Here is a 16,252-nt window from a genome sequence, read left to right on the forward strand (position 1 = left end):
GGTTCCTCAGGGGAGGGGACACCTCTGCCATGTCCGATGTCAACCGCGAGCGCCCGCCGAGGGGCTGGACACGGGCCATGACCGCCCGCCCGCGCCTCACCCTGCTGCTGGCGCTGCTGTTCACCGCCCTGGCCGTGGTCGCGGGCAGCGGTGTGGGGGACCGGCTGCGCGGCGGCGGATGGGAGGCACCCGGCTCGGAGTCGGCCTACGCGGCCGAGGCGCTGGACCGGTACTTCCCGGACGCGCAGCCCAATCTGATCCTCCTCGTCGACGGCCGTGGCGCCGGTGTGGACTCCCCGGAGGTCGCGGCCGAGGGACGGGAGCTCGGTCGCCGGCTCGCGGCGGACAAGGACGTCAGCGGCGTCACCTCGTACTGGACGACCGGGGCGCCCACGCTGCGCGCGGAGGACGGCCGAGAAGCCGTGATCGCCGCGCGGATCGGGGGTGACGACGACGCCGTCGCCGGGGCGGTCGAGCGTCTCGCCCCCGAGTACCGGGGCAGGCACGGCGCGGTGGAGGTCGAGGTCGGCGGTATGGCCGCCTTCCGGAACGAACTGCAGACCACGATCCAGGAGGACCTGGCTCGCGCGGAACTCATCGCCCTGCCGGTCACCCTCCTGCTTCTGGTCATGGTGTTCGGCAGCGCCGTCGCGGCCGTACTGCCGCTGGGTGTCGGCATCGTGGCGATCCTGGGGACCAACGCCGTGCTGCGGGGCCTCACGGCGTTCACGGACGTGTCGGTCTTCGCGCAGAACCTCACCACGGCACTCGGCCTCGGACTCGCCATCGACTACGCCCTGTTCGTCGTCCGGCGCTTCCGGGAGGAGCTGGAGACCGGCGCCGACCCGCTGACCGCCGTCGGCGCCACGCTGCGCACGGCGGGCCGCACGGTGCTCTTCTCGGCCCTCACCGTGGCCGCCGCGCTCTCCGCGATGTTCCTCTTCCCGCAGTACTTCCTGCGCTCGTTCGCCTACGCCGGCATCGCCGTGGTGCTGCTCGCGGCGGCGGCGGCGCTGGTCATCCTGCCCGCCGCGCTGCTGCTGCTCGGGCAGCGGGTCAACTCCCTGGACCTGCGCCGCGTCCTGCCGCGCCGGCGGAGCGGGGAGGCCGCCGGACGGGAGCCGGGCGGGGGATACGCACGGCTCGCGCGGCTGGTGATGCGCCGCGCCCCGCTGTTCGCGATCGGCACGGTCGCCGGGCTGGTCCTGCTCGGGCTGCCCTTCCTGCAGGTGCAGTTCGGCACCGCCGACGACCGCCAGTTGCCGGCGACGGCCGAGGCGCACGTCGTGCAGCAGCACATACGCGACGGCTTCCCCGGCAACCCGGGCGGCGCGATCACCGTGCTCGCCGAGGGCCGTCCCACCGCGGACCAGCTCGGCGACTACAGCGGCAGGCTGTCCGCGCTGCCCGGCGTGGTCGTCGTCGACGGACCGGCCGGCCGGTACGCGCAGGGCCGGCGGACCGCGGCGCCCGGCCCGGCGGAGGCGGCCAGGGCCACCGACGGCGCGGCGTATCTGACCGTGCTGCCCAAGGCGGAGTCCGTGGACGAGGCGAGCCAGGACCTGGTCGGCAGGATCCGCGCGGTCGACGCCCCCTTCAAGGCCTCCGCCACCGGCACCGCGGCCCAACTGGTCGACACCAAGGACGTCATAGCCGACCGCCTGCCCTGGGCGGCCGCCCTGATCGTCGCGGTGACGCTGCTGCTGGTCTTCCTCCTCACCGGCAGCGTGGTCATCCCGCTGCAGGCCGTACTGCTCAACGCGCTGAGCCTCACCGCCATGTTCGGTGCGGTGGTGTGGGTGTTCCAGGACGGTCACCTGTCGGGTCTGCTCGACTTCACCGCGACGGGGAGCATCGAGACCACGCTGCCGGTGCTGATGTTCTGCGTCGCCTTCGGACTCTCGATGGACTACGGCGTCTTCCTCCTGTCGCGCATCAAGGAGGAGCACGACCGCACCGGTGACCATCGTGCGGCGGTCGTCTTCGGGGTGCGCCGCACCGGTGGCCTGATCACGGCGGCCGCGGTGATCCTGGCGGTGGTGATGGTGGCCATCGGCACCTCCCGGATCGCCAACACCAAGATGCTGGGCCTGGGGATCGCGCTCGCCGTCCTCATGGACGCGATGGTGGTGCGCACCCTGCTCGTGCCCGCCGTGATGCGGCTGACCGGGCGGGCCACCTGGTGGGCGCCGCGGCCGCTGAAGGCGCTGCACGACCGGTTCGGGCTGAGCGAGGGCGGGGACCCCGGCAGGGCCCCCGGGCGGGAGGAGCCCGTACCGCAACCGGACCCGGACGTGAACCCGGACTTGGAGCCGGAGCCGGCCCGCTCGGGCTGAGCGGCGGCGGGGCCGACGTCAGCCGAACTCCCGGCGCCCGCGGTTCCCGGGGCGCCGGGAACTCCACAGACGGATGGTGTCGGCGTGCCAGAACGGCTTGCCGCCCTCCACGACGTCGGGGGGCGGCAAGTGCCCGTGCTTGCGGTACGAGCGCACGGTGTCGACCTGCACCCGGATGTGAGCGGCGATCTCGGCGTACGACCAGAGGGTCCGGTCCGTCATCTCCCACGCACCTCCCATGCGCCGGCCTCGGGGGGTGGCCGGCCTCGCCGGGACAACGACATGCGATCAGGGGCGGAAGGGGCTGTTGATCATCTGTGACGCGAAGCCCGCGTAACGGTGACAAATGTGGCGAGCGCATGACCGGCCTCCCCGATTGTCGGAGAAGCCGCCCGGCAACTCCTCCCTGGACCCGAACAGGGCGAACCCCCCGCTCTTGCCGAGCCCGAGCTCGGCCGCCGGCCGGCCCGGGGACACCCGCTCCAGACCCTCGACCGAGGCGATCGCCATGGTGCGGTCCAGCACCGGCCTGCGGGTCCGGTTGCCGCGCTCCACCCGGCGGTCCGTACGCGCAGCTGCCATCCGGGCATCCCAGGGAAGGCCACGTCCGGGCGGCAGGCGCCGGGCGTAAGGTCGATGGCGTGACCTCGACGAATCCCTTCCTCAGCCCGAGCACCCTGCCCTACGAGCTGCCGCCGTTCGCGGACATCCGCGAGGAGCACTACCTTCCCGCCTTCGAGCAGGGGATGGCCGAGCAGCTCGCCGAGACCGAGGCCGTCGCCGCGAACCCCGAACCGCCGGGCTTCGAGAACACGATCATCGCCCTGGAGCGCTCCGGAGACCTGCTCGACCGCGTGTCGAAGGTCTTCTTCAACCGCGCGAGCGCCGACACCGGTCCGGGCATCCAGGAGATCGAGGCGAGGATCAACCCCGCCCTCGCCGCCCACGCCGACGCCATCCACCTGAACCCCGCCCTCTACTCCCGCGTGAAGGCGCTGTACGAGACCCGGGCGGAACTCGGCCTGGACGCCGAGGCGCTGCGGCTGCTGGAGCGGTACCACACCCGTTTCGTCCGCGCGGGCGCCGAGCTCACCGAGGACGGCCGCGAGCGGCTCAGGGCGCTCAACGCCGAGATCGCGGAGGCCTCCACGGCCTTCGAGCAGAACCTGTTCGCCGACACCAAGGCCGCCGCCCTCGTGCTCGACAGCGCGGACGAGCTGGCCGGCCTCTCCGGCGACGCCGTCGCCGCCGCGGCCGCCAACGCCACCGCCCTCGGCCACGACGGCAAGTACGTCCTCAGCCTGAAGAACTTCTCCAACCAGTCCGAGCTGGCCTCGCTCGACGACCGCGCCCTGCGCGAGCGCCTGCTGACGGCCTCGCTCGGCCGCGGCCTGACCTCCAACCGCGAACTCACCGCCAGGCTCGCCCGGCTGCGCGCCGAGCGTGCCGCCCTCCTCGGCTACGAGAACCACGCCGCGTACGTCGTCGCCGACCAGACCGCGGGCACCCCCGAGGCCGTGACCTCCCTGCTCGCACGTCTCGTCCCGCCCGCGGTCGCCAACGCCGAGCGCGAGGCGGCCGCCCTGGCCGCCGCCTCCGGCCTGGAGGACTTCTCGGCCTGGGACTGGACCTACTGGTCGGAGAAGGTCCGCAAGGCGGAGTACGACATCGACACCGCCGCCATGCGCCCCTATTTCGAGCTGGACCGGGTCCTTCGGGACGGCGTCTTCCACGCCGCGGGCCAGGTCTTCGGGCTGGGCTTCACCGAGCGCACCGACCTCGCCGGCTACCACCCCGACGTCCGGGTCTTCGAGGTCTCCAACGCCGACGGCTCGCCCCTCGGCCTCTACCTCGGCGACTTCTTCGCCCGCGCCTCCAAGCGCGGCGGCGCCTGGATGAACAGCCTGGTCGACCAGTCGGCGCTCTTCGGCCGCAAGCCCGTGGTGGTCAACAACCTGAACGTCGCCAAGCCCGCCGCCGGCGAGCCCGCGCTGCTCACCTACGACGAGGTCAACACCCTCTTCCACGAGTTCGGCCACGCGCTGCACGGCCTGTTCTCCGAGGTCCGCCACCCCTTCTTCTCCGGTACGGCCGTCCCGCGCGACTTCGTCGAGTACCCCTCCCAGGTCAACGAGATGTGGGTGACCTGGCCGGAGGTGCTGGCCCACTACGCCCGCCACCACGAGACCGGCGAGCCCATGCCCGCCGAACTGGTGGCCCGTATGGAGGCCGCGGAGCGCTTCGGCCAGGGCTTCCGCACGGTGGAGTACCTCGCGGCCGCCGTCCTCGACTGGGCCTGGCACACCATCCCGGCCGGTCACGACCCCGGCGACGCGGAGGAGTTCGAGGCCGCCGCCCTGAAGGAGGCCGGGCTGGCGCTGCCCGCGATCCCGCCGCGCTATCGCAGCACCTACTTCGCCCACATCTTCGCCCACGGCTACAGCGCCGGGTACTACTCGTACATCTGGAGCGAGGTGCTCGACGCCGACACCGTGGAGTGGTTCAAGGAGAACGGCGGCATGCGGCGCGAGAACGGCGACACCTTCCGCCGTGAACTGCTCTCCCGCGGCGGCAGCGTCGACCCGATGGCCGCGTTCGAGGGCTTCCGGGGCCGGGCGCCGCGCATCGAGCCGCTGCTGACGCGCCGGGGTCTGACCGGCTGACCTTTCCGGGGACTTCCCCGGCCGAAGGGGGGCGACCGCACCGTCGTGCGGTCGCTCCCCGCCGAGCCGGTGGCCGGCGAGGCCCCGGCCTCGCGAACCCGATCGGACCCCTGACCCAGACTTATCAGGAATGATCTATACCGGATCGGTCACGGCCACATTACAGACAGCTCTTGTCTCTGCGCGCATGGTGAAGCTCTGCCACGGTGTCTTCACATCCGAGCCTCAGGGGGTTCACCATGTCTCAGCCGTCGCACGCCTCGCCACCGGGTCACTACCCACCGCATCAGGAGCCGGACTGGAGCCGGCCGCCGAAGAAAAAGGGTGCCGGGAAGATAGTCGGTTTCGGCGTCGTCGCCATCGTTGTCGTCATCGGCGGCAGCGTCGCCTTCGCCCTCAAGACCGGTGAGGACAAGAGCGGTTCGGGGAACGACTCCCCATCCACCGCGTCCCCGGCGGGGGACAGCGGCCAGAAGGCGGCCCCGCGGGACGCGAAGGTCACCTCGTGCGGCCTCGCCGACTTCAGCAAGTGGCCCAGTGCCGAGGTGACCGTCACCAACCACAGTTCGGAGGCCTCCGACTACCAGGTGCGCATCGAGTTCGTGGACGCCGGCGGAGGCCGCATCGCCGAGGCCGTGGCGAACACGACGGACCTGGCCCCGGGGGACGCGGTCGACACGAGCGCCCAGGGGTCCGAGGCGGCCTCCGGCGACATCGATTGCAAGGTCGTCGAGGTGCTGCGCAAGGCGAGTTGACCCCTCGCCTGCCCTGCCGGCCGCCGGGGCGAGAGCGCGGCGCGATCCGCCGCCCCCTCCGGCGCCGGTCACTCCGGCCGGCATTCCGGACCCCGCGGTACGGGACCGCGGGGTCCCTCCGCTTCTCGCCCGGGCCGCCGCCGTGCGGGCGGTCGTCGGATTCCGTGAAGGTTCCGCATAAGGCCCCGACACCCGCCAGGGCGATCCGAAATGGCGGAAAAGCGTCACGGGCATGAGGTGTCACGGGGTGAGTCCCATTCATCTGACGGCCCGTTCCGTCGTATGAGGACGCCGGACGCGGGTGATACGTGTGCGTGTATCCCCCATGTACCCCATTTCGGGTGCGGAGTGTCACCGGCGCCCTGATCCCGATCACCTTGCGTGGACCTGCACGTCTCGTTCATCTTCTCTCCGTTCGGCCTTCACTCTTCCTTGAACGCAGCCCCCTCATCGCCCGCGACTGTCAGTGCCGCCTGAGGACGCGTTTTTCGGCCTGAGGCGCACCGGCGCGAAGGGGAGGGAGGTCGGCCGCCATGGTCCGGCCACGCGTTCTGTACATGTCGGCTCACGCGAGTGGCAGGTCCCTGCCACAGGCCTCATCGCCCGCGCGACCGGAGAACCCGGAGGATCCCGGGTCCTCCCAGGAGGGCTCGTCGCGTACGGCGAGACCCGGCGGGGGAGCCAGACCCGACGGCCCGGACCGGCGGGGCCGCGACGAGCGGGGCGACCGGCACGACCGCCCCGGAGCGGCGGCCGCGGTCGGCTGGCGGCTGGTCGGCGCCAACAACCGGGAACTGGGCCGCAGTGCGGGCACCTACGCCTCCCTCGTGGAGTGCCAGGCCGCCGTGCTGCTGCTCCGCGAGCACATCGCCCAGGTCCGCGCGCAGCTGTCCATGGCCGACGCGGGCGGCACCTGGACGTGGCGCGTCGAACTCGGCGGCAGGGACGTCGCCGTGTCCGGGCGGACCTACCACCGCCTGCGCGAGTGCCAGCAGAACCTCGGTCGCTTCCTGGCCGCGGTCCCGGTCGCAGAGTTGACCGAGGGCACGGCCCAGCGCCCGCGGCTGCGCGGCCTGCGCGCATCGGCGCCCGCGCGGTCTACGCGAGGAGAACCGGAGGAACCCCGCGACGGGCGGGCCCGGCGGGGTACCGCCGTCCAGGCCGCACCCGCCGCACCCGCCGCACCCGCCGTCCAGGCCGCGACCGCCGCGTCCGGCGTCACCCGGATCGGGGCGGTGGCACGATGACCTCCCTCCTTCCCGGTCTCACCGGCACGGAGCCCGGCCCCGCCGCCGACGACGTACCGCGCGACATCCGTTCGTCCCCCGAGCCGGCGGACCGCGCGTTCCGCTTCGTCGCCCGCGGCAGCGGTGCCGCGGTGCTCGCGATCATGCTGCTGGTCGGCTTCTTCCTCACCTACCGCGCCTGGGGCGCGCTGAGCGTCGCCGGCTTCTCGTTCCTCACCACCACCGCCTGGGAGCCCGACTCCCACCACTTCGGCATCGCGGCGGTGCTCACCGGCACGGTGCTGATCGGCCTGGTCGCCATCTGCTTCGCCCTGCCCCTTGCGCTGGGCACGGCGCTGTACATCTCGGAGTACGCGCCGCGGCGGCTGAAGCGGTTCCTGGTCAGCCTCGTCGACCTCATGGCGGCGGTGCCGAGCGTGGTCTACGGCCTGTGGGGGGCGTTCTTCCTGCAGGGGCACGTCGTCGGACTCTCCCGCTGGATCTCCACGTACTTCGGCTGGATACCGATCTTCAAGGTGACCGGGGCCGAGCCCGACAACCCGCTCGCGAGCATGACGGTCTACACGTCCTCCACCTTCATCGCCGCCATGGTCGTGGCGCTCATGGTCACCCCGATCGCCTGCTCGGTCATGCGTGAGACGTTCGCCCAGGCACCGCCCGGCGAGCGTGAGGGCGCGTTCGCGCTCGGGGCCACCAAGTGGGGCATGATCCGCTCCGTCGTCCTGCCCTTCGGGCTCGGCGGCGTGATCGGCGGGACGATGCTCGGCCTCGGCCGGGCCCTGGGCGAGACCATCGCGGTCTACATGATCATCTCGCCGGTGTTCGAGATACAGCCGCACATCCTGCAGAACGGCGCCCTCTCCGTGTCGTCGCTGATCGCCCTCCGCTACGGATCCGCGAGCGAACTCGGCATGTCGGCCCTCATGGCCGCGGGTCTCTCCCTCTTCGTCATGACCCTCATCGTCAACTTCATCGCCTCCTCGATCGTGGCGCGCAGTCGCTCGGGCGCGGGGGCGGAGGCCTGAAATGACCGATCTCCTCAAGACACTGCGGACGACGACGCCGATCCGCGAGGACGACGCCGGGCCGGAGGTGCGCCGCAGCACCTCGCCCGTGACGACGGAGGACCGGCTGGCACTGGGCGGCGCTCTGGCCGGTTCCGTCGCCCTGACGTTCCTGCTGTTCGGCTGGATCGCCCCGTTCGACTCGCTGCTGGGCTTCGTGGTCGTCGCCTACGTCCTCTTCATCGGCCTGTACGCGGTGCTGGTCTCCCTCGACCAGAACCGCGTCGCGGTGCGCGACCGGGTCGCCGCCGTGATCTGGCAGAGTCTGGCGGCGCTGCTCCTGCTGGCCCTGCTCTTCGTGGTCGGATACGCCCTGTACCGCGGCAGACCCGCGCTGACGCACCTCAACTTCTTCACCCAGAACATGGGGGGCACGGGCCCTCTGGCGCCGCTCACCCAGGGCGGTGTGCTGCACGCGATGGTCGGCAGCCTGGAGCAGATCGGCATCGCGCTGGCGATCACCGTGCCGCTGGGCCTGATGTGCGCGGTGTTCCTCAACGAGGTTCCGGGCGCCTACGCCCGCTTCGTACGGACCGTGGTCGAGGCGATGACCGCGCTGCCGTCGATCGTGGCCGGCCTGTTCATCTACGCCACGTTCATCCTCATCCTCCACTTCGAGAAGTCCGGCCTCGCCGCCGGGCTCGCGCTGAGCGTGATGATGCTGCCCATCATCATCCGCGCGGCCGACGTGGTCATCCGCCTGGTGCCGAGTTCCCTGCGCGAGGCCTCCTACGCGCTCGGTTCGGGACAGTGGCGCACGATCTGGACCGTCGTGCTGCCGACCTCCCGTTCCGGGCTCACGACCGCTGTGATCCTCGGCACCGCCCGCGGCATCGGTGAGACGTCGCCGGTGCTGCTCACCGCAGGAGCCAACCCCTCGCTCAACGCCGACCCGCTGAGCGGGCCCCAGGTCTCGCTGCCGCTGGCCACCTTCCAGTTGGTGGCCTCTCCACAGCCCAACATGATCGCCCGCGGGTTCGGCTGCGCCGGGCTGCTGATGGCGCTCGTGCTGCTGCTCTTCCTGCTGGCCCGCGTCCTCGGAGGCCGCGGGCCGGGCGAGTTGTCCCGCGGCCAGCAGCACCGGCGGGTGCTGGCCTCCCGCCGTGACGCGGATCGCATGAGCCGGCGTCCGGCTCCGCTCGCGCAGGCCACGGCCGCAACCACGACCGGGACCCGGCCGTGACCGTCCACCCCGCCCGCACGCAGGGCACCGACCGCACCGATCAGGAGTCACCCGCCATGCCCGGAGCACGTCCGGCACCGTCCGAACGTTCCCGCGTCAGAGCTCTGACCGCCCTCGCCCTGATGCTGGCGGCGATGCTGTTCGGCGCCTCGCTGCCCGTCGCCGAGAAGGCGGACGCCGCGACGTACGTCCCGATAGCGGGCGTGGGCTCGACGTGGAGCCAGAACGCCATCGACCAGTGGACGGCCAACGTCCAGATGTACAACATGAAGGTCACCTACACCGGGACCGGCTCCTCGGACGGCCGCAACCAGTACCGCAACGGCACCGTCGACTTCGCGGTCTCCGAGATCCCCTACGGCATCAAGGACTCGGGTGTCGTCGACACCCCGCCGCGCCGCAAGTACGCGTACATGCCGATCGTGGCCGGCGGCACCGCGTTCATGTACAACCTCAAGATCGGCAACCGGCAGGTGACCAACCTGCGGCTGTCCGGCGAGGTCATCACCAAGATCTTCACCGGTGTCATCAAGACCTGGAACGACCCGGCGATCAAGAAGGACAACCCGGCGCTCGCGGCATCGCTGCCCGCACGTCCGGTCGTCCCCGTGGTCCGTTCGGACGGCTCCGGCACCACCGCGCAGTTCACGACCTGGATGGCCAAGCAGTACGGCGGGCTGTGGGACGACTACTGCCGCAAGGCCGGCCGCGCCACGCCGTGCGGCACGACGTCCATCTACCCCAAGATCTCCGGATCCCCCACCGTCGCCCAGGCGGGCTCCAACGGTGTCTCCGGCTACGTCGCCGCGCAGCGCAACGTCGGCACGATCACCTACGTCGAGTACTCCTACGCGAAGGTCACCACGAAGTTCCCGGTGGTCAAGGTGCTCAACAAGGCGGGCTACTACGTCGAGCCGACGGACAGGAACGTGGCGGTGGCGCTGCTGAAGGCGCAGATCGACGACAAGACGCTCACCCAGAAGCTGGACGGCGTCTACAACGACACCGACCGCCGGACCTATCCGCTGTCCAGCTACAGCTACATGATCGTTCCCACCAAGGTCGAGAACAACTTCAGCAAGCTGAAGGGCAGGACCCTCGGCGCGTTCGCGTACTACTTCCTGTGCGAAGGCCAGAAGAGCGTCGGCAAACTCGGGTTCTCCCCGCTGCCGATCAACCTGGTGAAAGCCGGTCTCGACCAGGTGCGCCGCATCCCCGGTGTCGACGTCGAGTCGATCGACGTCAAGAACTGCCAGAACCCCACCTTCTCCACCGACGGCACCAACACCCTGGCCAAGAAGGCGCCCTACCCGGCGGACTGCGACAAGCAGGGAGGCCGTCAGTGCGCCACGGGCACCGGCGGCAACATGACCTCGACCGTCGTCCGGGGCGGTTCCGGTTCGTCGGGCGGCTCGGGTTCCGGCGGCTCCGGCGGTTCCGGCAGCGGTACGTCCGGCGGCACGGCCGGCAGCAAGGGCGGTTCCTCCACGGGCGCGACCGGCGGGAACGCGGACGGCACGTCGTCAGGCGGCACCGACGCCTCGCCCTCGGTGGACCCCGACACGGGACAGGTGGTCACCAACGACGGCTCGACGGGAGCCTCCGGGGGCGAGGACGGCGCGTACTCCACGGCGGTCACCACCGCCGGCAGCATCGGCGGTGGCACGCGCCGTGCCCTGATGGTGCTCGCCGCGGTGCTGCTGCTGGCACTGACGGTTGCGCCGCCGCTGCTCACGTCGCTGCTGAACCCCAAGCGGAGGCGGTCGTGATCCCCGCGCGTCTTCGCCGGGCGGCGCACCGCGCCGTACTCGTCGCCTGCGCCCTGGTGATGGCCGCGGCCGCCGCGCCGGCCACCGTCTCGCAGGCCGACTCCGGCTCCGCGATGACCGTTTCCGGCAAGGGGGACTTCGCCGGCCTCAAGGTGACCGTCGACCAGACGAGCAGCCTGGTCAACCAGGTCGTGAAGATCACCTGGAAGGGCGCGGTCCCCACCGTCGACGACAGCAAGTACCCCGCCGACTACTTGCAGATCATGCAGTGCTGGGGCGACGCCCCCTCGGGTCCGAGCCCCGAGCAGTGCCAGTTCGGCGGCTCGGCCGACCTCGGCGCGGGCACCGGCGGGCAGGCGGCCGGCGCCTGGACCAACACCCGGCAGCTCAGCTACGGAGGCCTCAAGGACCCGGCGCAGACGCTGCCGCCGCCCGCCACGGGCAGCAACATCTCCTTCGCGCCCTTCCGCGCCGTGAGCGGGGACGTGTTCGACACGGGCAACTCCAACGAGTTCTTCGACTCGAACACCACCAACGAGGTGCCTTACGCGCGCACCGGCTCCAGCGGAACCGGGGAGGTGTACTTCGAGGTCCAGACCGCGGCGGAGTCTCCCGGTCTCGGCTGCGGCGACGTCCCGAAGGGGAAGACGGGCGGGCGCTCGTGCTGGCTCGTCGTCGTCCCCCGCGGTGAGACGGAGGTCGACGGGACCTCGTACCGGTCGCAGTCGGACGGCCTGCTGCAGTCCTCGCCACTGTCGGCGACGAATTGGAAGGAGCGCCTGGTCTTCCCGCTGCGCTTCGAACGGGCCGGCACCTACTGCCCGATCGGGGCGGCCGAGCGTCCCACCCTGGGCACCGAGCTCGTCGCCGAGGCCGTGCACCGCTGGCAGCCCACCCTCTGCCAGACCGGTAGCAAGACCATCTACGGCTTCTCGCCGGCGGGCGACGCCGGCGCCCGGGAGAACTTGACCACGGATGAGCCGGGCATGGTGTTCCTCAACCGGGCCGCGGATCGGTCCGCGCTCCTTCCGGACGCCAAGCCGATCTACGCGCCGGTGGCCCTGTCCGGGCTGACCCTCGGGTTCTTCGTCGAGAGCCATGCGGCGTCCTCCGCCTCCGAGGACGTCCGCGCCCGCAACGGCAACCGGCTGACCTCGCTCAACCTCACCGCGCGGCTGGTCGCCAAGCTGCTCACCGAGTCGTACCAGGACGGCAATTCGCGTTTTGCCGAGAGCACCGCGAAGAACCCGTACAACCTGGGGCACGATCCGGAGTTCATCAAGTACAACCCCGACTACGAGGACCTGGACTTCCTCGGCGCCCTCGGTGACGCGCTGGTGCCGCAGCCCCTCTCCGACGCCACCTCGCAGCTGTGGAGCTGGATCGACAGCGATCCCGCCGCCCGGGAGTTCCTCGACGGCACACCCGACAACGAGGGCAGCCACGGTGATCCGGGTTTCTCGGGTATGACGGTCAACCCGTACTACAAGGACCTGGACCTGCCCGTCGACGGCTTCCCGAAGAGCGACCCGTACTGCCAGCAGTTCCCGGACCACCCGGACCAGCCGCTGTGCATCCTCGACAAGCACCCCTACGCGACCGACCTGCACAACGCGGCCCGCTCCGCCGCCCGCGGCGACACGCTGGCCCGCGGCAACTGGGACCCGACCACCAAGCCGCCGGCCTACAAGAAGGACCCTCCGCAGCCGGCGGGCAGGCGGGCCATGCTCGCGGTGACCGACACCGCGACCGCGCGGCGGTACGGACTGGTGACGGCGAAGCTGCAGAACGCCTCCGGCGACTTCGTGGCGCCCACCGACGCGACCATGCTCGCCGCCCAGAAGGCCATGAAGCCGGGCCCGGTGAGCGGGGTCCTGGTGAGCGACCCCAGGGCCGCGGTCAAGGACGCCTACCCGCTCACGCTCCTCACCTACGCCGCCACCGTCCCCGAGAAGCTCAGCAAGCAGGAGGGCCGGGACTACGCCGCGCTGCTGCGGTACGCGGTCGGCAAGGGCCAGGTGCCCGGAGTGACCGCGGGCACCCTCCCGGACGGCTTCGCCCCGCTGCCGGCGTCGCTGCGCGAGCAGACCGAGTCGGCCGCCGACGCCATCGCCTCCCGGTCGGGCCCCTCCGCGCCCGAGGAGGAAGAGGCCGTCGACGGCACCGGCGACGGCACGGGCGGTGGTGGCGGGCAGACCGTCGTCCCGCCGCCGGCCTCCACGCCCTCCCCGTCGTCCTCGCCGAGCACCCAGGCGTCCACTCCGGCGCCGCCGGTCCCCGTGGCCGCCGAGGGCCCGTTGTCCCGTACGCCCGAGTGGGTACTGGGCGCCGTGCGCTACGTCCTCCTGATCGCCCTGCTCGCCGGGCTCGTCGCGGCCGTCTGCGGCCCCCTGCTGCCGAGGGTGGCGCCGCGGCTCGCGGCAGGCATCCAGACCTGGCGTGCCAAGGGCACGGCCGGCCGAGAGCCGAGGGGGTGATGCCCGAACCCGAGACCACGACAGGTCCGCGCCAACGAACTGTCTGAAACAACCGTGCCGGGCACCACCCCGGCGCAAGCCTATCCGAGAGGTAAACGCAAGTGAACATACGCAAGTTCGCGGTGGCCGCCGTCGGCGTCGCCGGTCTGCTCACCGGCACCGTCTGCGCCAGCGTCGCCGTCGCCGACCCCTCCGGCGCCCCCGCCTTCCGCCAGCTGTCCGGTGTGGGTTCCGACACCACCCAGGACGTCATGAACGGCATGGCCCAGTCGATCACGATCGGCGGCCAGAAGGTGATCGGCTCCTACGACGCCACCGGTTCGGCGAAGATCACCACCAAGAGCGGCACGACCTGCACCATCGACCGCCCGAACGGCTCGGGTGCCGGCCGCAACGCGCTGGTCGCCTCCCTGCAGGCGAATGACAACTGCCTCGACTTCGCCCGTTCCTCCAGCCTCAGCCTGGGCGCCGTCGACCCGGACCTCACCTACGTCCCGTTCGCCGTGGACGGTGTGACCTACGCGATCACCGGCTCCAGCCAGATCCCGCGCAAGCTCACGCTGAACGACCTCAAGCAGATCTACACCTGCAACAAGGACTACGTGGGCACCGCTCCCAACTTCACCATGACGGCGTACCTCCCGCAGGCGGGCTCCGGCACGCGCAGCTTCTGGGAGTCCACCGTCGGCATCTCGGACACCGACGTGAAGAACGGCGTCTACCCCTGCATCAAGGACGTCAAGGGCGGCAACCCGGTGCAGGAGCACGACGGTCGCGTCCTCGACGACAAGTCGATCGTGCCGTTCTCCATCGCCCAGTACAGCTCGCAGGCCACGCAGACGATCGCCGACCTGCGTGGCAAGGCGGTCCTCGGCACCATCGACGGCATCGCGCCGACCGTGCTGAACAGCAACTTCGGTGTCAAGCGCGACGTCTACAACGTGATCCCGACCAGCAAGGTCGGCACGGCGCCGTGGAGCACGGTCTTCGTCGGCTCGAACTCGCTGGTCTGCCAGAAGACCGACGTCATCAACACCTACGGCTTCGCCGCCAACGCCAACTGCGGCGACACCAGCAAGCAGACCCCCTGATCCACGCCCTGTTGCTTCCGTCACTTTCGCACACTCCGAAAAGGGAGAGCACGACAGTGTTCAAGAACAAGCTCTCGCGGGCCATGGCGGGCGGGCTCGCGAGCCTGGTCGCCGCCTGCGCGGCGGGCCTGATCGCGGCCCCGGCCGCGCACGCCGCCGAGATCGGCGGCCTGAGCTTCAGCCCGGCCACCGGCACCGACACCACGGGCATCGCGCTGACCACCACGGACGTCTGCCCCGATGAGGCGACCAACGTCATCGTGTCCGTGACCGGTTCGGGCTTCCCGGCCGAGGGCCAGACCGTCGTCGGCAACGCGTCGAAGGAGATCTACCCGATCTCCGGCGACGGCGGGATGGTCGTCCCGCTGACGCAGACCATGCGCGACTACGCCAAGGACGCCGGCTTCAACGAGCTGAAGGGCGAGTACGCCTTCAAGGTCACCTGCCGGCTGGCCTTCGGCTCCTCGAACTTCGGCGACTTCACCGGCTCGATCTGGTTCACGTCCAACGAGACGTACCAGAACACCGACCCGAGCGTGAAGACCGACACCACCACCACCCTCGCGGTCTCCCCGGCCGGCCCGGTCACCCAGGGCGAGACCGTGACGCTGACCGCCGACGTGACCCCGGCGGCCGCCGAGGGCAAGGTGCAGTTCAAGGACAACGGCACCGCGTTCGGTTCCCCGGTCGCCGTCTCCGCCGGCATCGCGGTCCTCACCACGAACGCCCTGGCCGCGGGCGACCACGACCTGACCGCCGAGTTCGCCCCGACCGGTGCCGCCTACAACCCGTCCGCCTCCACCGCGGTGGCGTACAAGGTGAACGCCCCGCAGGCGACGGCGACGACGACCTCGCTGGCCATCTCGCCGTCCGCCACCACGCCGCAGTTCAGCCCGGTCACCATGAACGCCACGGTCACCCCCGCCGCCGCGGCCGGTTCCGTGAAGTTCCAGGACACCGTGGGCGGCACCACCACCACGCTGGCCACCGTCCCCGTCTCGGGCGGCCAGGCCTCCTACACCACCAGCAGCCTGGCGAAGGGCGAGCACAGCTTCTCCGCGGCCTTCGTCCCGGCGAACAGCGGGGCCTACACCGGTTCCGACTCCGGCGCGGTCCCGTACCTGATCGGCGACTTCGCGGGCGTCTCCGCCTCGCAGGACATCACCACGACCGTCGAGTCCGGCGCCCTGGTCATCAGCGTCGACAACCCGCACGTCACGCTGCCGTCGCCGGTGCTGAACGCCGACGGCGACCTGCTGACCACCGCGGGCGACATCAACACCGTCACCCTGACCGACACCCGCGCCGGCAACCCCGGCTGGAGCGTCAGCGGCCAGGTGACCGACTTCTCCGACGGCGGCACGCACGCCATCAACGGCCAGAACCTGGGCTGGACGCCGAACGTGGTCGACCACGCCCCGGCGCAGACCGTCACCGCCGGCTCCGCGGTCTCCGCGGCGCAGGGCGTCGCCCCCGGCGACGCCGGCCAGGGCGGTCTGAAGTCCTCCCGTTCCCTCGCCACCGGTACCGGCCTCGGTACCGCGCACCTGGGTGCGGACCTCGCCCTGAAGGTGCCGACCTCGACCGTGGCCGGCACCTACACCGCGACCCTCACCCTGACGGCCATCTGAGCCGGCGGACCGCCTGAGGGGCGGTGACGCCCCGGG

The 16,252-nt window shown here is 71.3% G+C and carries 11 protein-coding genes and 1 pseudogene; 10 read left to right on the forward strand and 2 right to left on the reverse strand.

What is annotated here, in order from left to right; translation table 11 throughout:
- Nucleotides 1–29 precede the first annotated feature (29 nt).
- Nucleotides 30–2,336, forward strand: a complete 2,307-nt coding sequence (locus OIE69_RS25580; protein WP_326575987.1) for an MMPL family transporter — start codon at nt 30–32, stop codon at nt 2,334–2,336.
- 18 nt (nt 2,337–2,354) lie between these two features.
- On the opposite strand, the gene OIE69_RS25585 is transcribed toward OIE69_RS25580, so the two are convergent.
- Nucleotides 2,355–2,558 carry a MarR family transcriptional regulator gene (locus OIE69_RS25585; protein WP_326575988.1) on the reverse strand — a complete coding sequence of 68 codons (204 nt, stop codon included), beginning with the start codon at nt 2,556–2,558 and terminating at the stop codon, nt 2,355–2,357.
- Between the two features lie 174 nt (nt 2,559–2,732).
- Nucleotides 2,733–2,918: pseudogene (locus OIE69_RS25590) on the reverse strand (TetR/AcrR family transcriptional regulator); the annotation flags it as partial.
- 59 nt (nt 2,919–2,977) lie between these two features.
- On the opposite strand from OIE69_RS25590, the gene OIE69_RS25595 reads away from it, so the two are divergent.
- The 9 genes from OIE69_RS25595 to OIE69_RS25635 all read left to right on the forward strand — a co-directional run bounded on the left by OIE69_RS25595 (nt 2,978) and on the right by OIE69_RS25635 (nt 16,216).
- The gene (locus OIE69_RS25595) at nt 2,978–4,999 is read left to right on the forward strand and encodes a M3 family metallopeptidase (protein ID WP_326575990.1); all 2,022 of its coding nucleotides are present in this window, start codon (nt 2,978–2,980) and stop codon (nt 4,997–4,999) included.
- 239 nt (nt 5,000–5,238) lie between these two features.
- Complete coding sequence (locus tag OIE69_RS25600) at nt 5,239–5,754, forward strand: FxLYD domain-containing protein (protein ID WP_326575992.1); 516 nt, start codon at nt 5,239–5,241, stop codon at nt 5,752–5,754.
- A gap of 557 nt (nt 5,755–6,311) precedes the next feature.
- Nucleotides 6,312–7,001, forward strand: coding sequence for a hypothetical protein (locus tag OIE69_RS25605; protein ID WP_326575993.1), 690 nt, complete (start codon nt 6,312–6,314; stop codon nt 6,999–7,001).
- Nucleotides 6,998–8,026 (forward strand): phosphate ABC transporter permease subunit PstC, encoded by a 1,029-nt coding sequence (gene pstC / locus OIE69_RS25610; protein ID WP_326575995.1) that lies wholly within the window; start codon nt 6,998–7,000, stop codon nt 8,024–8,026. The genes OIE69_RS25605 and pstC overlap by 4 nt, the downstream gene beginning before the upstream one ends.
- A 1-nt stretch (nt 8,027) precedes the next feature.
- Nucleotides 8,028–9,248: a phosphate ABC transporter permease PstA gene (gene pstA / locus OIE69_RS25615; RefSeq protein WP_326575997.1), complete on the forward strand. Its 1,221-nt coding sequence runs from the start codon at nt 8,028–8,030 to the stop codon at nt 9,246–9,248.
- 56 nt (nt 9,249–9,304) lie between these two features.
- Nucleotides 9,305–11,017, forward strand: coding sequence for a phosphate ABC transporter substrate-binding protein PstS (locus tag OIE69_RS25620; protein WP_326575999.1), 1,713 nt, complete (start codon nt 9,305–9,307; stop codon nt 11,015–11,017).
- Complete coding sequence (locus OIE69_RS25625) at nt 11,014–13,494, forward strand: hypothetical protein (protein WP_326576001.1); 2,481 nt, start codon at nt 11,014–11,016, stop codon at nt 13,492–13,494. The genes OIE69_RS25620 and OIE69_RS25625 overlap by 4 nt, the downstream gene beginning before the upstream one ends.
- A 101-nt stretch (nt 13,495–13,595) precedes the next feature.
- Entirely contained in the window at nt 13,596–14,585 is a 990-nt protein-coding gene (locus tag OIE69_RS25630) for a hypothetical protein (RefSeq protein WP_326576003.1), read from the forward strand.
- Nucleotides 14,586–14,641: 56 nt separating this feature from the next.
- Complete coding sequence (locus OIE69_RS25635; protein ID WP_326576005.1) at nt 14,642–16,216, forward strand: Ig-like domain repeat protein; 1,575 nt, start codon at nt 14,642–14,644, stop codon at nt 16,214–16,216.
- The last annotated feature ends 36 nt before the right edge of the window (nt 16,217–16,252 follow it).

The organism is Actinacidiphila glaucinigra (genome assembly GCF_035918135.1).
Classification (GTDB): domain Bacteria; phylum Actinomycetota; class Actinomycetes; order Streptomycetales; family Streptomycetaceae; genus Actinacidiphila; species Actinacidiphila glaucinigra.